General features: G+C 55.7%; 25 protein-coding genes. 10 read left to right on the forward strand and 15 right to left on the reverse strand.

All coding sequences use genetic code 11. The features are described from left to right. Positions 1-128: 128 nt before the first annotated feature. A complete protein-coding gene (locus KUO20_RS12015; protein ID WP_235040091.1) occupies positions 129-1,700 on the forward strand; it encodes an AbgT family transporter in 1,572 nt (523 codons plus the stop codon). Between the two features lie 89 nt (positions 1,701-1,789). On the opposite strand, the gene rpoD is transcribed toward KUO20_RS12015, so the two are convergent. The 3 genes from rpoD to rpsU all read right to left on the reverse strand — a co-directional run bounded on the left by rpoD (position 1,790) and on the right by rpsU (position 6,148). Beyond that, entirely contained in the window at positions 1,790-3,640 is a 1,851-nt protein-coding gene (gene rpoD, locus KUO20_RS12020; protein WP_235040092.1) for an RNA polymerase sigma factor RpoD, read from the reverse strand. Between the two features lie 226 nt (positions 3,641-3,866). After that, entirely contained in the window at positions 3,867-5,726 is a 1,860-nt protein-coding gene (dnaG, locus tag KUO20_RS12025) for a DNA primase (protein ID WP_235040093.1), read from the reverse strand. A 206-nt stretch (positions 5,727-5,932) separates the two neighbouring features. Then, positions 5,933-6,148, reverse strand: a complete 216-nt coding sequence (gene rpsU / locus KUO20_RS12030; protein WP_096278527.1) for a 30S ribosomal protein S21 — start codon at positions 6,146-6,148, stop codon at positions 5,933-5,935. Between the two features lie 224 nt (positions 6,149-6,372). Here rpsU and tsaD point away from each other — a divergent pair, with 224 nt between their 5' ends. Further along, a complete protein-coding gene (gene tsaD / locus KUO20_RS12035; protein WP_235040094.1) occupies positions 6,373-7,431 on the forward strand; it encodes a tRNA (adenosine(37)-N6)-threonylcarbamoyltransferase complex transferase subunit TsaD in 1,059 nt (352 codons plus the stop codon). Between the two features lie 2 nt (positions 7,432-7,433). Here the strand turns inward: tsaD and plsY are convergent, their stop codons facing one another. Then, a complete protein-coding gene (plsY, locus tag KUO20_RS12040; RefSeq protein WP_235040095.1) occupies positions 7,434-8,006 on the reverse strand; it encodes a glycerol-3-phosphate 1-O-acyltransferase PlsY in 573 nt (190 codons plus the stop codon). Positions 8,007-8,096: 90 nt separating this feature from the next. Here plsY and folB point away from each other — a divergent pair, with 90 nt between their 5' ends. Next, positions 8,097-8,477 (forward strand): dihydroneopterin aldolase, encoded by a 381-nt coding sequence (folB, locus tag KUO20_RS12045; RefSeq protein WP_235040096.1) that lies wholly within the window; start codon positions 8,097-8,099, stop codon positions 8,475-8,477. Beyond that, positions 8,474-8,995: a 2-amino-4-hydroxy-6-hydroxymethyldihydropteridine diphosphokinase gene (gene folK, locus KUO20_RS12050; RefSeq protein WP_235040097.1), complete on the forward strand. Its 522-nt coding sequence runs from the start codon at positions 8,474-8,476 to the stop codon at positions 8,993-8,995. The genes folB and folK overlap by 4 nt, the downstream gene beginning before the upstream one ends. A gap of 38 nt (positions 8,996-9,033) precedes the next feature. Here the strand turns inward: folK and KUO20_RS12055 are convergent, their stop codons facing one another. Continuing rightward, the gene (locus tag KUO20_RS12055; protein ID WP_422823078.1) at positions 9,034-10,194 is read right to left on the reverse strand and encodes a tRNA nucleotidyltransferase/poly(A) polymerase-related protein; all 1,161 of its coding nucleotides are present in this window, start codon (positions 10,192-10,194) and stop codon (positions 9,034-9,036) included. Then, the gene (locus tag KUO20_RS12060) at positions 10,158-11,006 is read right to left on the reverse strand and encodes a symmetrical bis(5'-nucleosyl)-tetraphosphatase (protein WP_235040098.1); all 849 of its coding nucleotides are present in this window, start codon (positions 11,004-11,006) and stop codon (positions 10,158-10,160) included. The genes KUO20_RS12055 and KUO20_RS12060 overlap by 37 nt, the downstream gene beginning before the upstream one ends. A 246-nt stretch (positions 11,007-11,252) precedes the next feature. On the opposite strand from KUO20_RS12060, the gene KUO20_RS12065 reads away from it, so the two are divergent. After that, positions 11,253-11,429: a hypothetical protein gene (locus KUO20_RS12065; protein ID WP_235040099.1), complete on the forward strand. Its 177-nt coding sequence runs from the start codon at positions 11,253-11,255 to the stop codon at positions 11,427-11,429. Then, positions 11,429-12,874: an FAD-dependent oxidoreductase gene (locus KUO20_RS12070; RefSeq protein WP_235040100.1), complete on the forward strand. Its 1,446-nt coding sequence runs from the start codon at positions 11,429-11,431 to the stop codon at positions 12,872-12,874. Before KUO20_RS12065 ends, KUO20_RS12070 begins: the two co-directional genes overlap by 1 nt. A 24-nt stretch (positions 12,875-12,898) precedes the next feature. Here the strand turns inward: KUO20_RS12070 and apaG are convergent, their stop codons facing one another. The 5 genes from apaG to KUO20_RS12095 form a co-directional block, all read right to left on the reverse strand. Beyond that, complete coding sequence (apaG, locus tag KUO20_RS12075) at positions 12,899-13,276, reverse strand: Co2+/Mg2+ efflux protein ApaG (RefSeq protein WP_235040101.1); 378 nt, start codon at positions 13,274-13,276, stop codon at positions 12,899-12,901. After that, positions 13,273-14,100: a 16S rRNA (adenine(1518)-N(6)/adenine(1519)-N(6))-dimethyltransferase RsmA gene (gene rsmA, locus KUO20_RS12080; RefSeq protein ID WP_235040102.1), complete on the reverse strand. Its 828-nt coding sequence runs from the start codon at positions 14,098-14,100 to the stop codon at positions 13,273-13,275. Before rsmA ends, apaG begins: the two co-directional genes overlap by 4 nt. Positions 14,101-14,163: 63 nt before the next feature. After that, positions 14,164-15,228 carry a 4-hydroxythreonine-4-phosphate dehydrogenase PdxA gene (gene pdxA, locus KUO20_RS12085; protein ID WP_235040103.1) on the reverse strand — a complete coding sequence of 355 codons (1,065 nt, stop codon included), beginning with the start codon at positions 15,226-15,228 and terminating at the stop codon, positions 14,164-14,166. Beyond that, entirely contained in the window at positions 15,228-16,253 is a 1,026-nt protein-coding gene (locus KUO20_RS12090) for a peptidylprolyl isomerase (RefSeq protein WP_235040104.1), read from the reverse strand. Before KUO20_RS12090 ends, pdxA begins: the two co-directional genes overlap by 1 nt. Positions 16,254-16,291: 38 nt before the next feature. Then, positions 16,292-18,742, reverse strand: a complete 2,451-nt coding sequence (locus tag KUO20_RS12095; RefSeq protein ID WP_235040105.1) for an LPS-assembly protein LptD — start codon at positions 18,740-18,742, stop codon at positions 16,292-16,294. A 70-nt stretch (positions 18,743-18,812) separates the two neighbouring features. On the opposite strand from KUO20_RS12095, the gene KUO20_RS12100 reads away from it, so the two are divergent. The 4 genes from KUO20_RS12100 to speD all read left to right on the forward strand — a co-directional run bounded on the left by KUO20_RS12100 (position 18,813) and on the right by speD (position 21,882). Continuing rightward, a complete protein-coding gene (locus KUO20_RS12100) occupies positions 18,813-19,820 on the forward strand; it encodes an aminoglycoside phosphotransferase family protein (RefSeq protein ID WP_235040106.1) in 1,008 nt (335 codons plus the stop codon). A gap of 35 nt (positions 19,821-19,855) precedes the next feature. Then, positions 19,856-20,524, forward strand: coding sequence for an N-acetylmuramate alpha-1-phosphate uridylyltransferase MurU (gene murU / locus KUO20_RS12105; protein ID WP_235040107.1), 669 nt, complete (start codon positions 19,856-19,858; stop codon positions 20,522-20,524). Positions 20,525-20,662: 138 nt separating this feature from the next. Next, positions 20,663-21,091: an OsmC family protein gene (locus KUO20_RS12110; protein WP_235040108.1), complete on the forward strand. Its 429-nt coding sequence runs from the start codon at positions 20,663-20,665 to the stop codon at positions 21,089-21,091. Then, on the forward strand, positions 21,088-21,882 hold the full coding sequence (gene speD / locus KUO20_RS12115) for an adenosylmethionine decarboxylase (RefSeq protein ID WP_235040109.1): 795 nt from the start codon (positions 21,088-21,090) through the stop codon (positions 21,880-21,882). Before KUO20_RS12110 ends, speD begins: the two co-directional genes overlap by 4 nt. Before the next feature lie 62 nt (positions 21,883-21,944). Here speD and lpxL read toward each other — a convergent pair whose 3' ends face one another. The 4 genes from lpxL to KUO20_RS12135 form a co-directional block, all read right to left on the reverse strand. Continuing rightward, positions 21,945-22,859: an LpxL/LpxP family Kdo(2)-lipid IV(A) lauroyl/palmitoleoyl acyltransferase gene (gene lpxL / locus KUO20_RS12120; protein ID WP_235040110.1), complete on the reverse strand. Its 915-nt coding sequence runs from the start codon at positions 22,857-22,859 to the stop codon at positions 21,945-21,947. A gap of 12 nt (positions 22,860-22,871) precedes the next feature. Further along, positions 22,872-23,972, reverse strand: coding sequence for an alanine racemase (gene alr, locus KUO20_RS12125; protein ID WP_235040111.1), 1,101 nt, complete (start codon positions 23,970-23,972; stop codon positions 22,872-22,874). Positions 23,973-24,089: 117 nt separating this feature from the next. Further along, positions 24,090-25,064, reverse strand: a complete 975-nt coding sequence (gene rpoS / locus KUO20_RS12130; RefSeq protein ID WP_235040112.1) for an RNA polymerase sigma factor RpoS — start codon at positions 25,062-25,064, stop codon at positions 24,090-24,092. 165 nt (positions 25,065-25,229) lie between these two features. After that, the gene (locus KUO20_RS12135) at positions 25,230-26,291 is read right to left on the reverse strand and encodes a peptidoglycan DD-metalloendopeptidase family protein (RefSeq protein WP_235040113.1); all 1,062 of its coding nucleotides are present in this window, start codon (positions 26,289-26,291) and stop codon (positions 25,230-25,232) included.

The raw sequence follows: 26,291 nt of genomic DNA on the forward strand, positions 1-26,291 counted from the left end.
CGTTTCATTTTTCAAATCTCGTCATGCAAAAAGCCATTTGCGGCCCGCGACGCTTCAACGTAATGTCGCTCGCTAGGCTATTTCGGCACGTCTTTACTAAAAAAATCCACATTGACGATATAAACCTTATGAATAAAACCGAAAATGATAGAAAAAACCTGCAGCGAAGCTTTTTTACGCGTTTTTTGGATAGCGTCGAGTGGCTAGGGAATCTGCTGCCCCACCCCGTTACGCTCTTTGCGATACTGTGTGTATTGGTCGTGGTAGCTAGCGGCATTGCCGCGGCGCTGGGCGTCTCTGTGGCCGACCCTAGGCCCGCCAATGAGGGTGAATGGATTGCCGTCAATTCATTGCTTAATGCCGAAGGTTTGCGGCGCCTAATCACCGAAATGGTCACTAACTTTACCGGATTTGCCCCACTGGGCACGGTACTCGTGGCCATGCTGGGCGTTGGGGTTGCCGAACACTCGGGGCTACTTTCCGCCAGCATGCGCGCCCTAGTGCTTAACCGCTCACCGCGCATCGTGACCTACGCCGTAGTCTTTGCAGGCATTATGTCCAACACCGCCGCAGAGCTTGGCTACGTGGTACTTATCCCACTAGCCGCCATGATCTTCCACTCGTTGGGACGCCACCCATTGGCTGGCTTAGCAGCGGCATTCTGCGGCGTGTCCGGAGGCTATAGTGCCAACCTGCTCATCGGCACGGTTGACCCGTTGCTATCTGGGATTACCCAAGAAGCCGCGCATCTGTTAGACCCAACTTATATGGTCGGCGCCGAGGCTAACTGGTTCTTTATGTTCGTCAGCACCTTCTTTGTCACCATCATTGGTGGGCTAGTGACCGAGTATATTGTGGAGCCCAAACTCGGCAAATTTGATCCTGCTTACGCTGAAGATGACATCGACCAGCAGCGCATGGAAGGACTATCCAGCATTGAAAAACGAGCCTTGAAAGGTACTGGCCTAGCAATGCTGGTGATTGTTGCGCTGCTTGTTGCCACTATAGCCCCTGAGAACGGGATTCTACGCGACCCGGAAACAGGTCTTGTCAGCGGCTCGCCTTTCTTACGCGGCATTGTGGTTATTGTGGCGGTTTTATTCACCGTCCTCGGCTTCGTTTACGGTCGACTTGCCGGCACTATGCATAATGATTGCGATATCGTAAACGCCATGGCTAAGAGCATGAGCAGCCTCGGGCTGTATATTGTCCTGGTATTTTTTGCCGCTCAGTTTGTGGCGCTATTCAACTGGAGTAATTTTGGCACCGTCACCGCCGTCGCGGGAGCAAGCCTATTAGAATCGCTTGGGTTAAGCGGACCAGGCTTATTTGCCTTGTTCATTGTGATGTGTGCGATTATCAACCTATCGCTTGGTAGCGCATCTGCTCAGTGGGCCGTAACGGCACCGATTTTTGTGCCCATGCTAATGCTGATGGGCTATGCGCCAGAAGTCATCCAAGCGGCCTACCGGATCGGCGATTCAGTGACCAACCTGATTACGCCCATGATGAGCTATTTCGGATTAATCATGGCGATTGCGGCGCGCTATCGTAAAGACTTAGGTATCGGAACACTGATCGCCATCATGCTGCCCTATACGCTCTTTATGCTGATTGGCTGGAGTCTGCTGTTCTTTGTCTGGGTCTTCTTATTAGGGCTGCCCGTTGGCCCCGGATCAGCCACCTATTACACGCTGTAAGCGCTTAGGCGATAGAACGCAAAAAGCCCGTCGTTCAATGAACGGCGGGCTTTTTTATCTTAACGGCTACTTAGCGCTTACTGACTACTTCACTCATCAAGGAATGAACGCAGCGGCTCAGAGCGGCTAGGATGACGCAGCTTACGCAGCGCTTTGGCCTCAATCTGACGAATTCGCTCACGCGTTACGTCAAACTGCTTGCCCACCTCTTCAAGCGTATGGTCGGTATTCATATCAATACCAAAACGCATGCGCAGCACTTTTGCTTCGCGGGCGGTCAAGCCGCCTAGCACGTTGCGGGTCGCTTCGATCAAGCCTTCACCGGTCGCCATATCAATAGGCAGCAGCATCGTGCCGTCTTCGATAAAGTCGCCCAAATGCGAGTCATCATCGTCACCAATCGGCGTCTCCATGGAGATCGGCTCTTTGGCGATTTTGAGTACCTTGCGCACCTTGTCTTCCGGCATTTCTAAGCGTTCGCCAAGCTCTTCCGGCGTCGGTTCGCGGCCCATTTCCTGCAGCATCTGACGCGACACGCGATTAAGCTTGTTAATCGTTTCAATCATATGCACCGGAATACGAATGGTGCGCGCCTGGTCGGCAATTGAACGAGTAATCGCCTGACGAATCCACCACGTGGCGTAGGTCGAGAACTTATAGCCGCGACGATATTCGAACTTATCGACCGCTTTCATCAAACCAATATTGCCTTCCTGGATCAAATCCAAGAACTGCAAACCACGGTTGGTGTACTTCTTAGCAATCGAGATCACCAAGCGCAGGTTAGCTTCAACCATCTCTTTCTTAGCGCGACGAGCTTTCGCTTCACCAATAGAGAGCTTGCGATTCACCTCTTTAAGGTCGGCAACGGAAAGTTGCACCATGTCCTCTTCAAAGGCGATCTTGCGCTGAGCACGTGCAATATCGGCGCGCAGCGGCTCAAGGCGATCAGCGTACTTGCTCTGCGCTGTCTGAAAGTCATCCAGCCACGTTTTACGCGACTCGTTACCAGGAAACGACTTGATAAACGTTTTACGCGGCACCTTGGCTTTTTTCACACACAGCTGCATCACCGCTTTTTCTTGGGCGCGCACTTGCTCAACGCTGATACGCACTTGGCCCACTAGGCGCTCAAAGTGTTTAGGTACCAGCTTGATCGGTGAAAACAGTACTGCCAGACGCGTCTGCTCTGACTTCAGCTCGGCGCTACCGCGGCCATGCTTAGCAAAAGCGGCTTCAACGAGGGCGTTCTGCTCACGGATCTGCTCAAAACGCGCACGCGCCTCTTCAGGATCCGGACCGCCTTCGCTGGCCGTAGAATCGTCGTCTTCGTCCCCATCCTCGCCTTCAGCGCCCTCTTCAACTTCGGGCTCCGGCTCAGGCTCGGGCACTTCGGCTTCGGCAACGCCTGGAATACCTTCATCAGGATCGATGAAACCAGAAAACAGATCCGACAGTCGCCCAGGCGCTTCTTCATCCTGAGTGGCATCGTAGGCATTCAAAATAGAGACGACGGCACCCGGCAAATACGCCAGGGACGACATCACTTCACGGGTACCCTCTTCGATCCGCTTAGCGATTGCAATTTCGCCTTCGCGGGTCAAAAGCTCGACCGTCCCCATTTCACGCATATACATGCGCACTGGGTCAGTGGTGCGGCCCACGTCGCTATCAACAGCGGCGAGCGCGGCTACGGCTTCTTCCGCAGCGGACTCGTCCGCGGAATGATCCGACATCATCAAAGTGTCTTCATCAGGCGCTTCTTCAGCGACACTTATACCCATGTCGTTGATCATGCCAATGATTTCTTCCACTTGATCCGGGTCGGCAATATCCTCGGGTAGATGGTCGTTGACCTCGGCATAGGTCAGGTAGCCCTGTTCCTTACCGCGTGCGATCAACTCCTTCAGACGTGTCTGCTGCTGCGCATTTCCAGCCATAGAAACCCTATCTCGACGAAGAAGAATGAAACACCTGGAGCGCTGAATCGATTAAACTCAACAAGCGACGTAGTATAGCGTAAATAGCCGGTTTTTTTCCAGCAAAACGTATTTGCGCAACCATTCAGGTGTGTTAGGTTGTTCGGTTAGGTCAGCGCTAAGTGGCTGACCTCATATCTGGTGCTGAAACGGTAAGAATTCAACCCCTATCGCTTAAAACACCGCCTTATTGGCGCTGCGCAAGCTCCATTATCAAGCTTGCCAAACGCTGGCGCTGCTCCTTATCTAACTTTTGCCCGGCGCGCTCCTGCGCCAGCAACGCCTCGTACTCCTCCTGCGGAGAACGCTGGCGATGAACGTACTGCAAGTGCTCGACCAAGCCATGCAGCTCGGCCTCCCGATCCGCTTTTGCGATCAACAAATCTCGCTTAGCGAAGGCCGCCAACGCCTGCCCCTGCTGGCTACCTTGAAAATGCGCCAATACCACTTGCGGGCTGCGATAACGCCCTGCTTTAAGCAGCGTAATCAGCTCTTGGCATAGAGGCGCATCATCATCGTCAGGCAGCCAATCCAAATGATCCGGCAACGCGCCGACCAAATTAGGCTCATGCAGCAACAGCTGCACCACACGCCCCACGGGCGAAAGCACCTGAGAGCGTGAGCGCGACGATCGATCAGGCGCCGCATGTGAAACGCTCGGCACCGCTGATGACACTGATTCGGATTCCAGCTGATCAACAGGCGGTGCTTTCTGCAACGCGTGCTGCTGGGCCGCTTGAACGCGCCTTTCGAGCAACACTTTCAGCTGCTCTTGGGCCAACCCGCTGCGTTGAGCCAACGACTCAAGCAATAGCGATTTGAGCATCCCTTCAGGCACTTTGTTCAATGCTTCCAGCACTTGACTGGCAAATCGCTCGCGCCCTTCGACCGTATTTAAGTCGCGCCCCTGAGCCGCCTGTTCGAACAAAAACTCCGACAGCGGCATGGCACAGGTCACGCGGTCTTGAAATGCCTGGGTGCCTTCACGGCGCACTAACGAGTCCGGATCATCACCTTCTGGCAAAAATAAAAAGCGCGCTTCACGGCCATCAAGCATTTGCGGCAGTGCCGTTTCCAGCGCTCGGCTAGCCGCCTGGCGACCGGCGCGATCACCATCGAAACAAAACACCACGCGGCTCACCAGCCGAAACAGGCGAGTCAAATGATCTTCGGTGGTAGCAGTGCCAAGCGTTGCCACGGCGTTATGGATGTCGTACTGCGCTAATGCCACCACGTCCATGTAGCCCTCGACAATCACCAACTGCTCAAGCTTGTTCGACGCCTGACGCGCCTCAAACAAGCCGTACAACTCGCGGCCTTTATGAAACACCGGTGTTTCAGGCGAGTTGAGGTACTTGGGCTGATCATCACCCATGACTCGGCCGCCGAAAGCAATGGTTCGCCCGCGCAGATCACGAATCGGGAACATCACCCGGTCGCGAAAGCGATCGTAGGTACGCCCAGACTCTTCACGATGAATCAGCAGGCCGTATTCCACCTGAACCGGCTCACCAATTCCACGCTCGCTGAGATGCTGCTTTAGCGCCTCCCATCCCGCCGGGGCATAGCCGATACCATAGGTCTTGATCACATCGTCCGAGAGCCCACGATCCAACAAGTAACCCTGGGCCGACTTACCTTCCTGCATTTTCAACCGCTCACGATAAAAGCTCGCGGCAAGCTCAAGCAGGTTAACGCCCTCTTTGCGTTTTTTTTCACGCTGCTGGGCACGCGGGTCATCAGCCCCCTCGCGGGGCACTTCAATACCCAAACGCCCGGCTAGCTGCTCTATGGCTTCGGGAAACGGTAGCTTGTCGTACTCCATCAAGAAGCGTAGTGCATTACCATTAGCTCCGCAGCCAAAGCAGTGATAGAACTGCTTATCAGCACTGACCGTGAACGATGGAGTTTTCTCTTGATGGAAGGGACAGAGCCCAGAATAGTTACGGCCGGCCTTTTTAAGCTGCACACGCTCACCAACCACCTCAACCACATCTACGCGGCCTAACAGGTCGTCAATGAAACGCTGTGGAATTTGGCCTGCCATTTACTACGGCACCCTTGCGCATAGCGCTGAATCGCTGAATTTCAAGACACTGCTTAGGGTCATCGGACCCACTGCCAGATCACCTTAAACAGCGTTGGACTTGAACGACATCAAATATGCCGAAAAACAAACGGCCACCTAGTGGCGGCCGCTTGGCATCCCTCTTGAGACGACCAGCTAACTGCGCAGGCCCCCTCGGGTACGGATCAATAGAGCCGTTCGAAACGCTTAGTTTCACGCTGGACTTTCTTAGCGTGACGCTTCACGGCAGCTGCCGCTTTACGTTTACGCTCAGCAGTCGGCTTCTCATATTGCTCGCGACGACGTACTTCAGAGAGGACGCCAGCTTTTTCGCAAGAACGCTTGAAGCGACGCAGGGCGACGTCAAACGGCTCGTTATCACGTACTTTTACAGAAGGCATTAAGCACTCACCTACCTTAAAATTTTGAGTTCGGATAGTACGTACACAGCGAAAATAGCGATTTACATCGCGATCAAGAACACAGTGCACGACCCAGTTTTATAGCGCACAGTAGTCTAGTCGCCGCTGGCTATCTTTGCAAATGCTTACGCCCGCCCGCAGCGACAATGCTAAACTACAGCTCTCATCATTTTTACCTTTATACCGACAAAGAGTCCCTTTTTATGCGCGTACTGGGCATTGAAACGTCCTGCGACGAAACTGGCGTCGCGTTATATGACACGTCGAAAACAGGTGGCCAGGGGCTCCTCGCGGATGCGCTGTATAGTCAAATAGCCATGCACGCCGAGTTTGGTGGCGTAGTGCCCGAACTCGCGTCGAGAGATCATACGCGCAAACTGCTGCCACTCATTGAGCAAGTGCTGAGCGATGCCCAACTGACGCGCCATGATTTGGACGGGATCACCTATACCGCAGGCCCCGGCCTTGTCGGCGCACTGATGGTTGGTGCCAGTACGGCTCATGGCATGGCGCGCGCCTTAAACATTCCAGTGCTTGGCGTGCACCATATGGAGGGCCACCTGCTGGCGCCGATGCTGGAAGAACATCCGCCCGAGTTTCCATTCGTCGCGCTATTGGTATCTGGCGGCCATACCCAGCTGGTCGAAGTGCAGGGGCTAGGTTGCTATCAACTGCTTGGCGAGTCGGTAGATGATGCAGCCGGCGAAGCCTTTGACAAAGCGGCCAAAATGCTCGGCCTGACCTACCCAGGCGGGCCCGAGGTAGCCAAGCTGGCGGAAAAGGGCAATCCTAAACGTTTTCGCTTTCCGCGCCCAATGACTGACCGCCCAGGGCTAGACTTCAGCTTTTCAGGCCTAAAAACGCATACTATGACGGCCATTCGCCAGTTAAACGACGCCGGAGAGCTCGACGATCAAGCGCGCGCCGACGTAGCCCGGGCCTTTGAAGAGGCCGTTGTTGATACGCTGGTCATTAAATGCCGCCGCGCGCTGGATCAAACGGGGCTTAAGCGCCTAGTGGTGGCAGGGGGAGTGAGTGCTAATCAACGGTTACGTGAACGGCTTCAGGCCGAGTGTGAAAAACGCCAGGCGCGCGCCTACTATCCACGTGGACGATTCTGTACTGACAATGGCGCCATGATTGCCTACGTCGGTGCTCAGCGGCTGGCGGCGGGCGAGCATGATACCCAAGGAATGATGCAGGCAACCCCCCGATGGCCGCTGGACCAGCTGACGCCACCGACGACTGTAAGCCAGCCATAGCGCTAGGAGCCGCGTAAAGGCGGCTCTTCGCCCCGCCGCAGGCGTCGAATATTAAGGCCATGACGGGCCAGCACCAGCAGGCTAAAACCGCTCACCACCATCACATAGTCAGGCGCCAGCCAGCCACAGGCGAGCGGCGCGATGAGCGCACTTATAAGCGATGCCAGCGCGGCTGCTCTTAGTCGCCATGCTAATATTGACCACAGCACGGCGCTCAATAACGCAACGCTGGGCACCAATACCAGCAGCACGCCAAACGTACTCGCCACGGCTTTGCCGCCGCGAAAACCATGCCATAGCGGAAAGCTGTGACCCAGTAGCACCGCCAGCCCAACTAACCCTTGCAGCCACACCGGGCAGCTCATCAGCTTAGCGCCCAGCACCGCAGGGATGCTTTTCAGGGCATCCAGCAACAATGTAGCGGTTGCTAAGCGGGGGCCGTACAGACGCAGTACGTTGGAGAATCCAGGGTTAAACGAGCCGTATCGGCGGGGATCGCCCACGCCCGCCAAGCGGCAAATGCTTAGCGCTGCCAGCCAACTGCCGCTTAAGTAGCCCACCAAAATCCACCCCATCGCTCTGTGCTCGCTTTATGGCCTGGCTCGCTGTCGTTAAACTCCATCCTAACGTACAATCGCTCGCTTGTTGCAGCAGGGGATCGTGAGATGGACCGCATTTTAATTGAAGCGTTAACGGTCGATACCGTCATTGGCGTCTACGACTGGGAGCGCTCTATTCAGCAGACGCTGAGCCTAGATCTAACGCTGGCGACCGATATTCGCGCGGCAGCCGCCACCGATGATCTGCACCTTACGCTAGATTACGCGGCTATCTGCCAGCGTATTCAGCAGTTTGCCGATGCGCATCAGTTTGCCCTGGTCGAAACGTTCGCCGAACGCTTGTCAGAGTGCCTGAGAACAGAGTTTCCGATCACCTGGCTGCGCTTAAGGGTACGTAAACCCGGCGCCGTTCCCAATGCTGCCAGCGTCGGCTTAGAAATTACTCGCGGCAGCCTGCCAGAGGTAACCCAGGAGCCACGCGCATGAATTTGGTGACCGTCAGTTTAGGCAGCAACATTAGCCCGACTCGGCATATTCGCTGCTGCCTTGATGCACTGACTGACACCTTCGGCTCGCTTCAAATTTCGCGTGTATTTGAAAGTGAGCCGGTCGGTTTTACCGACAGCCGCCATTTCTATAACGCGGTAGTGGCCTTTCACAGCGACTGGACACCTGGCAAGTTACAGGCGTGGGGCAAACAGCTTGAAACTAAGCATGGCCGCCTACCTAGCACCGCTAAGCTAAGCCCTCGCACGCTCGATATTGATCTGCTAACCGTTGGCGACACCTGCGGCATTATCGACAGCGTATCGCTTCCACGAAGCGAGATCACCAATAGCGCCTTTGTTTTGCAGCCGCTTGCTGAGCTACTGCCGAATGAACGCCACCCTCTCTGTGGCACCCCTTATGCAGCGCTATGGGAAGCCTTTGAGCTAGGTGAGCAGCGCCTGTGGCCGATCAAATTCACCTGGCGAGACCACGTAATCTCACGCAGTGATGGCTAGCTACACAACGCTTCAACATCGACACATAACACCACCGACTAATCCAACGCAGCCGCCACGGCCTGGCCGCGGTGCTCACGTAAGGCACTTCCAAGCGCCGCTCCCTGATACCCCTGAGCAATAAGCGACTGCGGGCTTACCTTGCCAGCGGCTTGCCATGCGCGCTCAAGCCGTGCCTGCTGCTCCGGCGCGAGCAATGCAACCAACGCCAACTGCTCTTCTACCTGTGCAGGCTTGCGCCAGCCGTCCAAGCGCTCCAGCCAGTGCAGCACGCCCGGGCCATCCAACTTATCGCCAAGCATCCCATGGGTAAGCGCCGCGTGGCGAGCAAGCTGGGCCACCGTGTTAGGCAGCTTTAGCCGTACGGCCAGCGCCTCACGCTCATTGACGCTAAGGGGCGACACCAGCTGGGCATAGCGCCAGTGGGCCACGGCTAACGCACTCCCTGCGGGAGTATGAGCCAGTGCCGCAAGGCCCTTCTCTAACGCTTGGCCGGACAGTTCTGACCACCAAATAGCGAGCGCCGCGCAGCGCTCAAGCGTCGTGAAATAAATCTCAGGACTTGGCTCACCCAGCGCTTTTTCGGTTTCCACCCATACACGCTCGGCTGCAAGGTGTCCAAGCTCACCACTTAGGCTCACTTGACGCATCAGCGCCAGCGTCTCGGGGGCAATAGTGAAGCCAAGCAAGGAATAGCGGGCCAAAAAGCGCGCCGTACGCAGCACTCGCAGCGGGTCTTCGCTAAACGCTGGCGAAACATGCCGCAGTAGCCGTTGCTCAATATCGCCCTGGCCATTAAACGGATCGGTCAATTCACCCTGTTGACTTTGCGCGATGGCATTAATCGTTAAATCGCGCCGCAATAGATCCTCTTCCAGCGTGACATCGGGGCTTGCATGCACCTCGAAGCCTGCATAGCCATGACCAGATTTACGCTCGGTGCGCGCCAGTGCATACTCTTCAGCGCTTTCCGGGTGCAAGAACACTGGAAAGTCTCGCCCCACCGGCTTAAAGCCGCGTTTGCGCATGGCATCGGGCGTCGCACCGACAACCACCCAGTCATTATCAACCACCGGCCAACCCAACAGCGCATCGCGCACTGCGCCACCGACTCGATATACATTTAGACCCGCCAAGCGCGGGTCAGCATGCTGCTCTTTCATCATCGCCTCGGCTTGCTCTGTGCACGGCCTGAGCATGCGGGGGCTTCGGCGTGCGCCACGCTAGTTCGCTCGCCGCTATCTAAATTGAGTGCGGTCAAACGACCTCCCCATACGCAGCCGGTATCAAGTGCCTCAACGGAAATCTTCGCCTGTGGTGTTTTACCTTCTAGCGCTGCCCAGTGGCCAAACAGCAGCTGCGTATCATCGTCTCGCGGGTACTGAAACCAGGGCAGAAATCCTGCTGGGGCGCTATCTAGCCCTTCTTTAGCGGCGAAGTCCAAGCGCCCCTGGGCATCGATAAAGCGCATTCTTGTTAACACATTAACAATTAAGCGAAGTCGATCGATGCCGTCGATGTCGTCTTGCCACGTATCCGGCTGATTGCCAAATAGCTCCGCCAAGAACTGTCCAGATGCCTCACTCGCCAGTGCGGCCTGCACTTCTCGCCCTCTCAACTCAGTTTGTGCCACGCTCCATTGGGGCAGCACGCCGGCGTGCGTCATCAGCGTATTGTTTTCGCAAACGCTAAGCGGCAGGCTTTGCAGCCAATCCAGCAGCGTCTCGCGATCAGGGGCGCCCAGCAATTGGCTAAAGGTGTCGTTTTTTTTAAGCTTGCCGCCACCGCGTGCTAACACTAGCAAATGAAAGTCGTGATTGCCCAATACGCTGCGCGCAGCATTGCCTAGCGCTCGCACTTCGCGCAGGCATTCTAATGATCCGGGGCCACGATTGATTAAATCGCCCACTAACCAGAGCGTATCGCGTGCGGGATTAAAACTGATGCGCTCTAGTAGCGTCACGAATTCAACGTGACAGCCGTGTAAATCGCCGATCGCATAGGTGCTCATGCGGGAGGCCTTTTATGAAATAAGTGGGCTAAATACTACCTTAAATACTACCATCTCACCTGCTGCTTGCACGCGCCGCTTACTCACTCTATTGGCTAAGCATTGATCAAATGAACTGGTGAAAACGCGGCACCTGCGCCACTATAGCCATAGTAAACTTATCGTCATTACACGCATCACGCTGACGTCTTTAGCGACGCCCAGCGCAGCAACTACCTTGCGACCGTTAAGGAAAACGATACCCACATGACAATGGACTATACCCGCCGCGGACTACTGCGCGCGGCGACCCTGGCTGGCATTGGCGCAGCGCTGCTACCTGGCACAACGCTACTGCCTGCCGCCAACGCCGCCGCTAAAGCGCCTGTGCACCCCAAGCCGGTGATAGTGAAAGGCTGGCTGCTTAATGACAGTGATCGCTAATGTATATTGATTTTGAGGACATTAGCGAGCACGGTGATGAAATCGACGTGTGCATCATTGGCGCTGGCGCGGCGGGCATTTCCATGGCGGTTACGCTGGCCGAACGCGGGCATCGAGTATTGCTCTGCGAGGGTGGCGATGCCGACTACAGCGAGCGCTCCCAGGACAGCTATCGAGGCGAAACGGTCGGCGATCCTTACATTCCCCTATATGGCGCACGCTTACGCTATTTAGGCGGGTCGACCAACCACTGGGGCGGCATTTGTCGCCCGCTTGATCGCTACGACTTTACCGCTAAGTCGGCATCCAGTGAGACTGACTGGCCAATTGCGCGCGACGCAATCTCGCCTTATTACAGCACCGCGGCCAGCATACTTGATTTAATGCCGACGCCTGCCGACCAGCCCATCGCTGGTTCAGGGTTTAAGCGCATCTATTTTTCACTCGGCAACCCAACGCGGCTAAAAGAAAAATATGCCGCCACGCTTAGCGAATCAGCCACGCTTCAGTGCTGCCTAACGGCCAACTTAGTAGCGCTGGAAACGCTTGACGGCGAAGTCACTAGCGCAACGTTTAAAAACTACGCCGGCGACTCTCGCCAGGTGCGGGCACGTTATTTTGTATTGGCCTGCGGCGGCATCGAAAATTCCCGCCTACTGCTGTGGTGCAATCAACAGGCAAATGGGCAGTTGATCCCCCAAGATGCCACGCTAGGCCGTTACTGGATGGAGCACCCGCATGCCACGGTGGGCAAGGCCCTCATGTTCGAGCCTGCGGCTCTGGGCTTGGAAGACGAGTACAATGTGTTTCTTTCCCCGGATGCACAGGCCATCGCCTCACGCCAGATACTTAACTGCGGGCTGCGCTTACACCGTATGAACGCTGAGGCCACCCAAGCATTAGTGGATGAGCTGGCTGAGCAAGCACCGACCCTAGCTGGGCGGCTGCACACTTGGCAAGCTCAAGGGCGCGTGATGCACGGCGCAGTGCTAAGAGCGGCCTGGGAACAAGAGCCTCGCTATGACAACCATATAGAGCTGAGCGATGACGTTGATAGCCTAGGCGTGCCGCGCAGCCGGTTGGTATGGCAGCAGTCGAATCTTGATCGCCATACGATTCGCGAAAGTATGCTGATGCTGGGGGAATATCTGCGAGAGAATGATCTCGGCCGGCTGCAATTGGCAGATTGGCTAGCAGAGACGCCGGTCCAGCTCCCTTCAGATGGAGAGCTTGCCGGGCGCCACCACATGGGCGGCACGCGCATGAGCCTAGATGCAGAGCAAGGCATCGTCAATCCCGACTGCCGTCTGTTTGCTCAGGATAACGTCTATGTCGCGGGGTCCAGCGTATTTGCCAGTGTCGGTCACGCCAACCCTACACTGACGCTAGTTCAACTGGCACTACGCCTTTGCGATCATCTAGACAGCCGATTGACGAGCGCCTAAAGCGCTCGCATCAGCGGGTCACGACTAATGAAGCTGGAGGGGAGCTGCCAGCCTAAAAGGCATAATAGGCACTTCAAAGACTCGCTGGGTGGAGGTGTCTAACAATGTGTAAGCACCTTCCATCACGCCTACCGGCGTTTGCAGAATAGCGCGACTGGTATAGCGAAAACTCTGCCCTGGGCCTATTAACGGCTGCTGACCAACAACCCCTTTGCCGCGCACTTCTTGGCAGTCTCCGCCGCCCTGGGTAATCTTCCAGTAACGCGCCATGAGCTGAACGCTGTGAGGGCTTTGGTTATGCACCGTTACGGTATAACTAAAGACGTAGCGCAGCTCCGCATCATTGGACTCATCGGCGCGATAGCTAGGGTCAACGCCCACCTCAATCGCTAGGCCACTCACCCTTCGCCGCCCTGATCGCCGCTCGCCTGCTCATCCGCAGCGACACGATTGGCAATGGCAACGTACTCGGCCACGGTTAAGGTCTGCGGCCGGCGCACTGGATCAATACCAAGATCTTCCAACGTCGTGGGGCTGACGCGCCCTTTGAAGTTATTGCGCAGCGTTTTGCGCCGCTGGCCGAAAGCAAGCTTAACCAGCTCAAACAATAGCGCCGGATCATCGGCGGTGTATGGAAGCGCCTCGTGAGGCGTTAAGCGCACAATCGCCGAATCAACTTTAGGCTGCGGAACGAATGCTTCGGGCGGAACAATAAACAGCTGCTCAACGTGGCAATAGTATTGCGCCATAACAGAAAGGCGCCCCCAGTCCGTGCCGCCTGGCTCTGCCGCTAAACGCTCAACTACTTCTTTTTGTAGCATAAAGTGCATATCGGCAATGGCATCGCCAGCCGCTAACAAGTGCACAATTAGCGGCGTGGAAATATTGTAAGGAAGATTACCCACTACCCGCAGCGCAGGCCCATCGCCTTTTAGCGCAGCAAAATCAAACTTGAGCGCATCGCCTTCATGGATAACAAAATCGGGATAGTTAAAAAACTGCACGCGCAAACCGGGAATTAGATCACGGTCAAGCTCAATGACCTCCAGGTGCCCGGCGGCTTCAAGCAGCGGCTCGGTCAGCGCGCCCTGCCCTGGGCCAATTTCAACTAAGCGGTCCGTTGAGCGAGGGCCAACGGCGCGTACAATCCGCGAAATAATGCCAAGATCACGTAAAAAATTTTGACCAAAGCGTTTACGAGCGCGGTGCTGGGGCACATGAGACATCAAGCGGTGTTCCTTGGAAAGCAGTTTCAATCAGGAGTATGGGTAGCTGTCGAGGCAAATATCTTAACTATCTGGCCCGCCGCGCTGCGCGGCTAAACGGCGCGCCAGCGTCATCGCTACCTTTAAGCTGCTGGGGTCTGCCAAGCCTTTGCCTGCCAACCCCAACGCAGTGCCATGATCCACAGAGGTACGCACTAGCGGCAAACCCAAAGTAATATTGGCAGCTTGGCCAAAGCCTGCATATTTGAGCACGGCCAGCCCTTGGTCATGATACATCGCCAGCACTGCGTCAACACCCGCCAAATGCCTGGGCGTAAATAGCGTATCAGCAGGCAGCGGGCCGTGAATATCCATTCCCTCTGCGCGCAGCGCATCAAGCGCCGGAATAATAATATCGAGCTCTTCGCGCCCTAAGTGCCCATCCTCACCGGCATGGGGATTTAAGCCACACACAGCGATACGCGGCTTAGCAATTTTAAACTGACGCTGCAAATCGGCCGCGAGCAAATGGCTGATGCGCGTAACTCGCTCATAGGTGATGGCATCGGCAACGTTGCGTAACGGCAAATGCGTGGTCACTAACGCAACACGTAGATCACCACTGCCCTGCCAGCTTGGCGAATTTGCATGCAGCGCTGCGTCCGTGGCCAGCATCATGACCACTTCATCAACGCCGCAGGCATCGCGCAGCCATTCGGTATGGCCGGTAAAACCAGCGTGGCCGCCTTCAATGATCACACCTTTGTGCAGCGGTGCCGTTACCATCGCCGCCGCCTGCCCTCGCTGGCAGGCATCGACCGCAAGCGCCAAGGTGGCTAACACGTAGTCAGCATTGGCCGGATTGAGCACGCCAGGTATTGCAGGCGCGCTAAGCGCCACCGGCCAAACGGGCAAGCGATGGTTGCCCGCCGGGCATTCGCCTGGCGCGCACTCAACAATCTGGATATCCAACCCCAGCAAGGCAGCGCGCTGGCGCAGCATTTCAGGATCGCCAATGGCCACGGTATTGGCGGGCAGCAGGCCCTGCGCCGCCAGCATGAGCGTCAGCTCAGGGCCAATGCCCGCCGGTTCGCCGGTAGTGATAATCACCGGCGCAGCGCTCGCGTCCATCAATGCGCTAGCAGGCATCAGAGGCGAATATCAACAAAGGCCTGCGAGCGAATTTCCTGCTGCCACGTTTCCAGCTCTTCATTAGCACGGCGTTGGAAAATCGCTTGGCGCACCTGCTCACGCTGGCTTTCTTGCGTAACGTCCTGACGGCGACGCTCCTCAACCTGGATCACGTGATAACCAAACTGCGAACGCACAGGCGCTGATACTTGATTAATATCAAGGCCGCGCATGGCTTCTTCAAACGCGGGTACAGTCTGACCGGGGCGTACCCAGCCAAGCTCGCCGCCATTGAGCGCGCTGCCGCTGTCGTCACTATATTCGCGCGCTAATGAAGCAAAATCAGCGCCGCGTGATAAACGCTCGCGAACGTCTTCAGCCCGTGCGCGCGCCTGATTTTCATCGCGGGTGGGGGTCAGCGCAACCAGCACGTGGCGCGCCCGGCTTTCCTCAATAAAATTCTGGCTGTCCGACTGGCCAGGCTGCTGGCTTAAGAAGCGGTCAACGTCGCGATCGCTTACCGTTACGCGATTGCTGATTTGACGCTGCTGCACTTGGCGCATCAGCATTTCGCGGCGCACCTCATCGCGCACGCTAGCCAGCGTAATGCCATCGGCCTCTACCGCATCGGCAAATTCATCTAGGGTCATGTTGTTAGATTCAGCAATAGAGCGTACCTGCGCATTCAGCTCGGTATCGTTAATGCTGAGATTGGCATCTTCCGCCATCTGCATCTGAATCTCTTCCATCACCATGCGCTCAAGCACCTGCCTCTCTAACTGAGAACGCGGGGGAAGATTGCCACCGCGTGTCTGGGCCTGCTGCTCAACTTGCGCCATCCGTCCGTTTAAATTGCTGCGCATAATGACGTCGTCATTTACCACCGCGACCACGCTATCTAACGCTTGGCGCTGAGTAGACTGGAAGTTTTGCGCATTCACTGTAAGCGGAGCGAGCGCAACGCCTGCACCCACACACAGCGCCAGCAGGCTGCCGGCAGAGAGCTGTTTCATACTGCCTAGCAGGGGCTTTTTCATTTTCATAACAAACGTCTCTTTCATTAGCCAATCGATGGATGTCGTTATAGTGCAGTCGGACGATAGCCAGGAATGGTCTGTTCAAAATAGCTATCTGCGTCCTGTCCAACGCCGCCTAAACCACGGAATACGAAGCGTAAAAACAAGCCGCGATCTTTAAAATCGTCGTCAATGCGGGCGGTGTCGTCGTCGTCTATCCATTCGCGCCAAACGACCTGAACGCCATAGCAGCAATTGTTCCACTGGACACCTGCCAGTTGCTCAAGCGGGCGATTATTGGTCTGATCGTGCAGGTAGCTGCCAATCAAATCAATGCTAGGACTAGCTTTCCAGGCAAACGACAAATCCCACTCTTCACGGCTGTAGTCGCGAAAGCCGTCATCATCAGGCAGAACGCCTGGGTCGAACCCTTCGATCTCCCAACGGTAGCCAAGGTTCACTACGTGCCCTTCAGGATGGCGATAACGCACGTCCACGCTTGAGCGTTCGGTACGTTCACGATGATCATCGTAGAGCCATTCATAGCCACTGCTCCAGCGATCACTGATTTGCCAATCTAACCGAGAGACCACCGGCGAGCGATCCCTTGTGGCCTGATAGCGGCTTTCAGGATTAATGTTGGGGTTATCTTCAGGCCGATCCGGCAGCGAATTGGGATCACCCTCGCTATCGATACGACGCTCATCAAAATAAGCGCTTTGCCCTATGCCAAACGATAGCCGGTCACGCCCGGAGGCATCTTCCAGCAGCCGCGACTGAACCCCGTACGACAGCCGATTCAGGTCGCCGACGCGGTCGGCGCCGGAAAAGCGCTTCGCTGACCATAGCTGATCCCAAGAGAATGCACGCTCACGGCTATCAAAGTCTGGCAGCTCGGTTTGGTCGGTACGCGGTACATAGGCATAGTTGAGCCGTGGCTCTAGCGTTTGCCGATACTCTCGCCCGCCGAGGGCAAGCTCACGTTCAAAAACCAGCCCGCTGTCGATAGACGTCAGCGCGATGCTGCGCGTAGGCGTTGTGCCACGATCCGTTTCGCGCTCGCCGTAGTCCAGCTCATAGGCAGTGTTCCAAAACTCTGTACGCGGCTCAACGTAGCCCCACGGCTGCTCAAACCGCCAGCCTACCGCCGGGGTCAGATGCAGTCGGCTACCAATGGCCGCTTCGCGCTCGGGCACGCGACGCTCGTCCACATCCCGCCAGAAATATGTCGCGTTCGAGCGCCATTCGGTATACAGCCCGCTGTTAAACTGCCAATCAGCGTTAGCGCTTAGGCTAGGTAACCGGTAGAACGGTTTATCGTTATCGCTAAGCGGGTCTTCCAAGCGCTGAAAGCCCTGTGCGCGAGCGTCTAACTGCCAGCGCTGGCCGCGATAATCCACCTGGGCTAATCGCTCCATGCTCACGCGGTCACTGTTGCCAAACTCACCGCCAAAGTCATCAAAATAGCGCCCGTCGCTGGCCGCACCGTAGCGTAACTGATAATTGCTACGTTCATTAACCCGCCCGGCATGACGCGCATCGATATACCAGCGGTCATCACCTTCAAAGCGGTTAGCGTCTCCGCCCGAGCCGCCGTCGTCACTGTTTAAATAGCCGCCTTCTACGGTGCCTGCGCTTTCAGAAAACAGGTAGCGATATTCACCGTTCATCAGCAGTCCGCGATCGGTCATCCAGCGCGGCGTGATGGTGGCATCATGGTTAGGTGCAATGTTCCAATAAAACGGCTGAGCGTAGTCAAATCCGTCCGCTGAAAAACCAATGGAGGGCGACAGCAGACCGGTATGACGGCGGTCATCGATAGGAAAGCGCAGCCAGGGCCAATAAAAGATAGGAATATCTTTAACTTCTAAACGCGCATTGCGCGCAGTGCCAAAGCCTTGAGCCTGATCAAGTACGATATTGCTACTTACCAGCTGCCAGCTATTTTCACCCGGGTCGCAGGTCGTAAAGCTTGCGTCTTGCAAGCGGTACAGCCCCTCGCCCGTCTGCTCCAGTTGCCTAGCTTCCCCACGCAGGTGCTGATCATAGAGCACATATTGACTGTTATTCAGCGTCGCTCGATCTTCATTTAGCCTTAGCATAGCCTTTTCGCCGCGTACCAGGGCTTGCCCGTCGCGCAGCGCAATATTGCCTTCGGCATCGACCTGTTGACGGTCGGCAGGCAAAAAGATTTGCTCGGCCTGTAGCTCTTCATTACCGCGCCGCAAAACCACGTCACCGCGCAGCAGCGATTCGCCGTTGGCGGCGTAATCGACATCACTGGCTTCAAGAGACAGTGCTTCGGGGTTATCGTCGGCTGGCAAGCGGTAATTTGGCATCACGTAACGCCCACGGCAAAGTTGGGTAGACGCTTCAGCTTCTCCCCAGGCTTGCCAATCCAGCGCTTCAGCGGGCATGGTTTGACCTTGAGCCACCGCCGTAAACGAGGCGCCAGCGAGCAAACTGCCCACTAACGTATGCGCAACCGGCAACGTGCGCGAAAATCGCTTGCCCATGTTCGTTATCCTTGGCATCCAGAATCGGTATTATACAGCCCGCATGATGCCCGACCAGCAAGGAGCTTGCATGTCCTCATATCGGATTAACGCCCTCACCACGTGGGCTGCCCAACAAAACGGCCTTTCTAAGGCCGATATTTCTCTTTCATCTGCCGTAGGGGATGCAAGTTTTAGGCGCTATTTTCGCCTAACGCTACCCAACGGTAGCACCCAAGTGCTTATGGATGCCCCTCCTGAGCAAGAAGACTCGCAGCCTTTTGTCAGCATTGCTAAGCGCTGGCATAGCGCTGGGCTGCCGGTGCCCCAAGTACACGCGGCTAATCTAGCCGAGGGTTTTCTGCTGCTCGACGACTTGGGCAACACGCCTCTACAAGACTTGTTTACCGACGATGCGACGACACAGGCTTATCATTCAAAGGCCCTGGCGCTCATCGCCGAGCTGCAAAATCGCGCTAACTCAGCGTCATTACCAGCCTATGATACGGCGCTACTCGCCCGCGAGCTCGATTTGTTTCCGCAATGGTGTCTCGGTGCCTGGCTAGCGATACCACCGCCAGAAAGCTGGCAGGCAGTTCGTGAGCAGCTTATACAGCATGCTCTGGCGCAGCCAGTGGTAAGCGTACACCGTGACTTTGACGCGATGAACCTGATGGTACACCAGCAGCGTCTTTATATGATCGATTTTCAGGACGCTGTGGCTGGCCCGCTCAGTTACGATCTTATTTCTCTTCTTAGAGGGCGCTACTGCCGCTTCACGGACGAGGAGTTTACAAGCTTCGTAGATGAATTTTATCACCAAGCGCGTCGCGACGGCAGGCTTTCAAGCAGCGTAGACCCGACCTTGTTTTTGACCCAATGCCACGCAATGGCAGCCCAGCGCTCCTTGAAGGTATTGGGTATTTTCTGCCGCTTAACGCTACGTGATCAAAAAAGTGGCTATCTTGAGCGCTTACCGCACTTTTTGGATCATCTTGAAGATAGCCTTTTAGCGCTGCCGGAGCAGGCGGTCTTTGCTCACTGGGTCAATGCCACCCTGCGCCCTGCGATTATTCAGCGGCTAGCAGAAGCTCATTAATAGCCATGGATACGAATACAGATGAAAATAGCCCCATGAAAGCGATGATTTTAGCCGCAGGACTCGGTAAGCGGATGCGCCCACTGACCGACCACTGCCCCAAGCCGCTGCTGCCGGTCGCAGGAAAACCGCTGATTGCCTATCATCTTGAGCGGCTTCGTGGTGCCGGCATTCAAGACGTTGTCATCAATGTGAGCTATCGTGCCGAGCAAATTATCGAAGCGCTGGGCGATGGCGAAGCCTATGGGCTGCGCATTCATTGGAGCCACGAAACGTCGCCGTTAGAAACCGGCGGCGGTATCCAGCAGGCACTGCCGCTGCTTGGCGAGGCGCCTTTTCTGCTGATCAATGGCGACGTTTGGTGCGAAGCACTGCCTGGCCCGCAAGCGCTGCAGGGCGAAGACCTGGCGCACTTAGTGCTAGTGGATAATCCCGCTCATCACGTTGATGGGGATTTTGGACTTTCGGCCGGGCGCGTCAATCAAACAAGCCACCAGCGCTTAACCTTCGCCGGCATTAGCGTGATTCATCCAGCGCTGCTGGCCGGCCACGTACCGGGCGCCTTTGCTTTGGCACCGCTGCTTAAAGCCGCTATCAATGACGGGCGCGTGAGCGGTGAACATTACACAGGCCACTGGGTCGATGTAGGCACACCGGAGCGACTTGCAGCGCTAGAAAATAAATTACACGCTGCTAGCCGCTAAATCCCAACGCCGTGACGCGACTGTCGTTAAACGATAGTCGCGAAGACAATGATTCAGAGAAACAGTGAAGAGAGGCGCGCGAGCCAAGAAATGTTATGCTGCGCGACTTACCTTTCGCGCCTAGATGAGGAGAGCCACGTGAAAGCACGGGTAAAATGGACCGACGGGCGACAATTTGTGGCGGAATCCGGCAGTGGCCATAGCGTTGTGATCGACGGCCCGCCGGATCACGGCGGCCGCGACACCGGCCCTCGCCCCATGGAAATGTTGCTGATGGGCATGGGCAGCTGCACTGCTTTTGATGTTCTTAATATTCTTGATAAGGCACGTGCTGATGTCACTGACTGCGTAGCGGAGCTTGACGCTGAGCGCGCGGATGACGTGCCCGCCGTATTTACCAAGATCCACGTACATTTTGTGGTGACCGGACGCGGCCTGAAAGAGAAACAAGTTGAGCGTGCTGTTGGGCTCTCCGCTGAAAAATACTGCAGCGCGTCGATCATGTTGGGCAATGGCGGCGTCGACATCACTCACTCTTTTGAGATTATTGAGGAGGTTCGGGCATGACAGACAGTCTCCGACTCCACGGGTTTAACAACCTGACCAGTTCGTTGAGCTTCAACATTTACGACATCTGCTATGCCAAAACTGAAGAGCAGCGAGAGGCATACATCGACTATATCGATGAGCTTTATAACGCTGAACGTTTGACGCAGATTCTCAAGGATGTCACCAATATTATCGGCGCTCACGTGCTGAATATTGCCCGTCAAGACTATGAGCCTCACGGCGCTAGCGTGACGATTCTGATTGCCGAGCATGAGCTAGACGACGCGGCTCCGGATCAGATCAAGCCCGGTCCTGGACCGCTGCCAGAAACAGTCGTTGGCCATCTGGATAAAAGCCACGTCACGGTTCACAGCTACCCGGAGTCGCATCCTGACAACGGCATCAGCACCTTTCGCTTAGATATCGATGTTTCCACCTGTGGCCACATCAGCCCGCTCAAGGCGCTTAACTACCTGATCCATAGCTTTGATTCAGACATTGTTACCATGGATTACCGTGTACGTGGCTTTACGCGCGACGTAGATGGCAAAAAATTGTTTATTGATCATGCGATTACCTCCATCCAAGACTACCTTGCTGAAGACACCAAGCATGCGTATCAGATGATGGACGTTAATGTTTATCAAGAAAATATGTTCCATACCAAAATGCTGCTCAAAGACTTTGAGCTGGACAACTACCTGTTCGGCACCTCGCGCCGAGATATCACGTTTGAGGAAGCGCGTGATATTGAGAGCCGCCTGCGTAAAGAAATGCTGGAAATCTTTTACTCCCGCAATCTGGATTAAACGCGGCGACCAAACACCAAAAGCCGGCTTTCGCCGGCTTTTTTTATCGCGCTACTTATTGATTAATAAAGGCTGGGCTCGCCCTCAGGGCGCGTCTTAAACCGCCGATGCAACCACAGGTACTGCTCCGGATGCTTGCGGATAGCAAGCTCGATAAACTGATTAACCCTTGCTGCGTCTGCTTGTTCATCGCCGCTTGGGAAACCATCAAAGGCGGGCAGGCACTCAATGGTGTAGGTCCGGTTATCCGGATTACGATGGAACATCAGCGGCACCACGGGCGCACCGGTCATGCGCGCAATTTTAGCCGTCAAACGAATCGTCGATGCCTGCTGCCCAAATAGTGGCGCAAACACGCTAACATCACGGCCAAAATCTTGGTCTGGCGAATACCATACAACGTGCCCTGCCCTAATACGCCTTACCACGCCTCGTAGATCATGACGATCAATCGCCTGACCAAAAATACGCGAGCGGGCACGCGTCATAAAGCGCTCAAAAAGCGGATTGTTATGCGGGCGATACACCACGTCGGCTGGGGAAAATAGCGAGTGCAGCGCACCGCCTAAATCCAGCGTCGAGAAATGAATACCGACAACCAGCACTCCTTTGCCTTGAGATTTAGCGCGCGCAAGATACTCTTGGCCGATATAAGCCACTCGGTGCCGCAAGCCTTCTGCATCGCGACACCAGCCGGTCGCGGTTTCAATCAGACCAACGCCATTCGCGATAAACGTGTCTTTAACCAACTGGCGCTGCTCATTAGCACTCTTTTCGGGAAAGCACAGCCTAATATTGGTGCGGGTAATATGCCTGCGCCGCTTAGCAACGCGCCACACGATAAGCCCAAGCGCTTTGCCAATCGCCATTTTCAGCCGCCATGGAAGCCAGGAGACAAAGTACATAGCGCCAATGGCCAGCCAGGTGGGCCAATAATAGGGGTGCGCGAAAGAGCGCGGATAACGTGTTTTGGACATAAAAATAACCGTTTAAACAGAACGCTCATTATAGCGTCGCGGTGCTCGGGGCAGCACGCCCGTTAGCAGCGTATAGCTAATCGTATCGCAGTAGCGGGCAATTTCATCAACCCGCAGCACTTCACCATTTTGGGCTCGGCCCCACAGCACCACGTCACTGCCAATCGCCGCATCCGATACGTCGGTGACATCAACGGTGAGCATATCCATAGATACTTTTCCGGCAATGGGGCAGCGCTGGCCGTTTACCAGCACCGGCGTACCGTCTACCGCGTGGCGGTCGTAGCCATCGCCATAGCCGCAGGCGACAACGGCAATTCGCGAGCGCCGCGGCGCTCGCCATCGCCCGCCATAGCCTACCGGCTCACCCTCTTCAAGCTCCCGCAGGGCAATGATTTTTGAACGCAGGGTCATGACCGGCTGCAGCTGTTGAGTGACCTCATTAGCGACTTCTAAGGGATCGCTGCCGTAAAGCATTACGCCGGGGCGGTTCCAATCACCATGCGCCACCGACCAGGCCAACGTGGCCGGTGAATTAGCTAAACACAGTGGCGCGTCCAGCGCACTGGCTAGCGCCTGTAGCTGCTCCATCTGCTGGTTGAAATAGCGATTGTCCTGGGCATCCGCGCTGGAGAAATGGCTCATCAAATGCAGGGTAGCAACACTAGGCGCGGCCTTAAGTTGACGCCAAATACCCTCAGCTTCATGCGGCGCAAAGCCCAAACGGTGCATGCCTGAGTCAACTTTCAACCACACAGGAATCGGCTGATCGGGGCTAGCCGCTAGCAGCGCATCAACCTGCCACTGACTGTGAACGGCAATCCAAAAGCCATGGGCGTCCACTAGCGGCAGCTCATCGGCCGTGAATATTCCTTCAAGCAGCACGATAGGCTGCGTAATGCCGCCTTCGCGCAGCGTTAGGGCTTCTTCAATGCAGGCGACCGCAAATGCAGGCGCAAGGCTCTCCAACGCACGGGCGCACGCTAATGCGCCGTGACCATAGGCATCGGCTTTAATAACCGCCACAGAGCGGCTCTGAGGCGCGCAGCGACATGCCAGCTGATAGTTATGGCGTAACGCATCCAGATCAATCTCAGCGACGAGTGGGCGCATGTGTTTTCTCACTGACGTGATTTCATTGTAAAAAATTAGCATTAAAAAGCCGAGCAAGCACCTAATGGCACTTGCCCGGCTTAGTGAAATAACGTGACTAGACTGTGGTTAGCCGGCTTAAGTCTCGAACAGCGCTTCCAGAGAAAGGCCCTGCTTTTCTAGCGAACGGCGCAGCTTCTTGAGCGCCTCCACTTGAATCTGACGAACGCGCTCGCGGGTTAGGCCAATTTCAGCACCCACTTCTTCAAGGGTTGCCGACTCATGACCACGCAGCCCAAAGCGACGCACCACCACTTCACGCTGTTTTTCGCTAAGCTCGTCCAGCCAAAGATCGACATGCTCTTTAACATCGCCGTCAACCAAGCAGGCTTCCGGGCCTTGCACCTCATCATCAGCCAACGTATCAATAAGAGGTTTATCGCTTTCCCCGCCCATTGGGTAGTCAACCGATGACACGCGCTCATTGAGGCCGAGCATTTTCTTCACTGCCTCAACCGGCTTATCCAGATGCTCGGCGATTTCTTCGGCGGTGGCCTCATGGTCAAATTTCTGCGTTAACTCACGCGCCGCCCGCAGGTAAATATTCAGTTCCTTGACGACATGAATCGGCAAGCGAATCGTGCGCGTCTGGTTCATCAGCGCACGCTCGATGGTTTGACGAATCCACCAGGTGGCATAGGTCGAAAACCGAAAGCCGCGTTCAGGGTCAAATTTCTCTACCGCGCGAATCAGGCCTAAGTTGCCCTCTTCAATCAGATCCAGCAGCGTTAGGCCGCGGTTGAGATAGCGACGCGCGATTTTGACCACCAGTCGAAGGTTGGACTCAATCATCCGCGAGCGCCCCATCGGGTCACCCTTACGCGCTAGGCGGCCATAATAAACTTCTTCTTCAGGCGTCAATAATGGCGAAAAACCGATTTCGTTGAGATAGATTTGCGTCGCATCCAAGCTTTGGGTCGATTGACGACCCTCACGCCCTAGCGCTTTTTCAAAAGCATCTTCTTCTACCGCAATTTCATCATCGGTATCGTCAAGCGCTTCCTCCGCAGCATCCAGGTCAACCTCCTGTAGATCTTTCTCCAACATACTCATGGCCCTACCCCCTGATGTCGCCTACCCGCCATTTAGAAGACCAAAGGTGAACGCACGAATGCGCTCACTATATTGTTATGTGACGATTGTTATATGACGCTCGAATACAGTCATTCGGGTAACTTTCAAGCAAAATACCTGTGTCTCACGTTGCCCACGAGAGGGTTAGCGGGAAGGTAAGAAGTCCATGGGATTTTGCGGCTGCCCGTCACGGCGCACTTCGAAATGCAGCCTGACATTTTCGGCGTCGCTATCTCCCATGGAGGCGATCACCTCACCGGCTTCCACGACGTCGTTTTCTTTGACGCGCAGGCTATCGTTATGTGCATAGGCGCTGAGGAACTGATCGTTATGCTTGAGAAGAATGAGGTTACCGTAGCCTCTGACGCCACTGCCCGCATAGACCACAATGCCGGGACCCGCTGCTTTGACAGGTTGCCCCTTTTCGCCACGGATATCAATCCCGGCGGTGATGCTATCACCCTGCCCAAATTCTCCTTCTACGTTGCCATTCGTAGGCCATTGCCATGCGATGTTTTCAGCAGGCGTATAGGTCCGTGAGGAACGATCGACACTCGCTGTTTGAGTGGCCGCCGCTGCTGCTGGCTTGGGCTCTGGCTTAGCCTCAGGTTGCGGTGCCGGCTGCTCAGCGGGCGCAGAGGTTGGCTCAGGCTCAGCAACAGCGGCGACGACTTCCGGCTCAGGAGTGGAGGCAACCGTTGGCGAGGTGCCTGTTGATCCCTCGGCCACTTGCTCTGCCGCATTGCGCTCAGCGGTCAGTCGCTGGTTGCGCTGAATCGCAGACTCATCGGGCAGCAGCCAATCTAGCTCCTGGTCATCGCGGGCGACAGAGGCAGTCTGAGGACTCAAGCCGGTCGCAACAGCACCGCCGCCACTTGAGGACGTCGCCGCGGGCTGATTGCTGGCCACGGATGCTGACTGAGCAGCCCCTTCACGCAGTGCAATCGTTTGCCCTGGACGGATTTGGTACGGAGCGGCGATATTATTCATCGCCGCCAGCTGGCGATAGTCTAAATTATGCTGCCATGCAATGCCGTACAGCGTATCGCCCGCTTTCACCGTGTATTGAGGCGAACTTTCTACTGCATCACTCGCGTCGCTCAAATCACGCACTTGAGGCGAACCGCCCTGCTGGCTAGCGCAACCGGCAATGGCCAGGGTCAGCGCCGATAGCATAAGCACTTTATGTATATAATCTTTACGCAT

This window comes from Vreelandella profundi (assembly GCF_019722725.1).
Lineage (GTDB): Bacteria > Pseudomonadota > Gammaproteobacteria > Pseudomonadales > Halomonadaceae > Vreelandella > Vreelandella profundi.

What these genes read in the sequence shown, in the direction of transcription:
- pdxA (WP_235040103.1), bottom strand. Translation starts at nt 15,228, where the DNA reads ATGCCTGCTAGCGCATTGATGGACGCGAGCGCTGCGCCGGTGATTATC.
- rpsU (WP_096278527.1), bottom strand. Translation starts at nt 6,148, where the DNA reads ATGCCTTCTGTAAAAGTACGTGATAACGAGCCGTTTGACGTCGCCCTG.
- KUO20_RS12135 (WP_235040113.1), bottom strand. Translation starts at nt 26,291, where the DNA reads ATGCGTAAAGATTATATACATAAAGTGCTTATGCTATCGGCGCTGACC.
- KUO20_RS12100 (WP_235040106.1), top strand. Translation starts at nt 18,813, where the DNA reads ATGTCCTCATATCGGATTAACGCCCTCACCACGTGGGCTGCCCAACAA.
- folB (WP_235040096.1), top strand. Translation starts at nt 8,097, where the DNA reads ATGGACCGCATTTTAATTGAAGCGTTAACGGTCGATACCGTCATTGGC.
- KUO20_RS12090 (WP_235040104.1), bottom strand. Translation starts at nt 16,253, where the DNA reads ATGAAAATGAAAAAGCCCCTGCTAGGCAGTATGAAACAGCTCTCTGCC.
- KUO20_RS12070 (WP_235040100.1), top strand. Translation starts at nt 11,429, where the DNA reads ATGTATATTGATTTTGAGGACATTAGCGAGCACGGTGATGAAATCGAC.
- speD (WP_235040109.1), top strand. Translation starts at nt 21,088, where the DNA reads ATGACAGACAGTCTCCGACTCCACGGGTTTAACAACCTGACCAGTTCG.
- rpoD (WP_235040092.1), bottom strand. Translation starts at nt 3,640, where the DNA reads ATGGCTGGAAATGCGCAGCAGCAGACACGTCTGAAGGAGTTGATCGCA.
- KUO20_RS12055 (WP_422823078.1), bottom strand. Translation starts at nt 10,194, where the DNA reads ATGCTCAGGCCGTGCACAGAGCAAGCCGAGGCGATGATGAAAGAGCAG.
- KUO20_RS12060 (WP_235040098.1), bottom strand. Translation starts at nt 11,006, where the DNA reads ATGAGCACCTATGCGATCGGCGATTTACACGGCTGTCACGTTGAATTC.
- lpxL (WP_235040110.1), bottom strand. Translation starts at nt 22,859, where the DNA reads ATGTCCAAAACACGTTATCCGCGCTCTTTCGCGCACCCCTATTATTGG.
- dnaG (WP_235040093.1), bottom strand. Translation starts at nt 5,726, where the DNA reads ATGGCAGGCCAAATTCCACAGCGTTTCATTGACGACCTGTTAGGCCGC.
- KUO20_RS12015 (WP_235040091.1), top strand. Translation starts at nt 129, where the DNA reads ATGAATAAAACCGAAAATGATAGAAAAAACCTGCAGCGAAGCTTTTTT.
- rpoS (WP_235040112.1), bottom strand. Translation starts at nt 25,064, where the DNA reads ATGAGTATGTTGGAGAAAGATCTACAGGAGGTTGACCTGGATGCTGCG.
- folK (WP_235040097.1), top strand. Translation starts at nt 8,474, where the DNA reads ATGAATTTGGTGACCGTCAGTTTAGGCAGCAACATTAGCCCGACTCGG.
- rsmA (WP_235040102.1), bottom strand. Translation starts at nt 14,100, where the DNA reads ATGTCTCATGTGCCCCAGCACCGCGCTCGTAAACGCTTTGGTCAAAAT.
- plsY (WP_235040095.1), bottom strand. Translation starts at nt 8,006, where the DNA reads ATGGGGTGGATTTTGGTGGGCTACTTAAGCGGCAGTTGGCTGGCAGCG.
- murU (WP_235040107.1), top strand. Translation starts at nt 19,856, where the DNA reads ATGAAAGCGATGATTTTAGCCGCAGGACTCGGTAAGCGGATGCGCCCA.
- tsaD (WP_235040094.1), top strand. Translation starts at nt 6,373, where the DNA reads ATGCGCGTACTGGGCATTGAAACGTCCTGCGACGAAACTGGCGTCGCG.
- KUO20_RS12095 (WP_235040105.1), bottom strand. Translation starts at nt 18,742, where the DNA reads ATGGGCAAGCGATTTTCGCGCACGTTGCCGGTTGCGCATACGTTAGTG.
- KUO20_RS12065 (WP_235040099.1), top strand. Translation starts at nt 11,253, where the DNA reads ATGACAATGGACTATACCCGCCGCGGACTACTGCGCGCGGCGACCCTG.
- alr (WP_235040111.1), bottom strand. Translation starts at nt 23,972, where the DNA reads ATGCGCCCACTCGTCGCTGAGATTGATCTGGATGCGTTACGCCATAAC.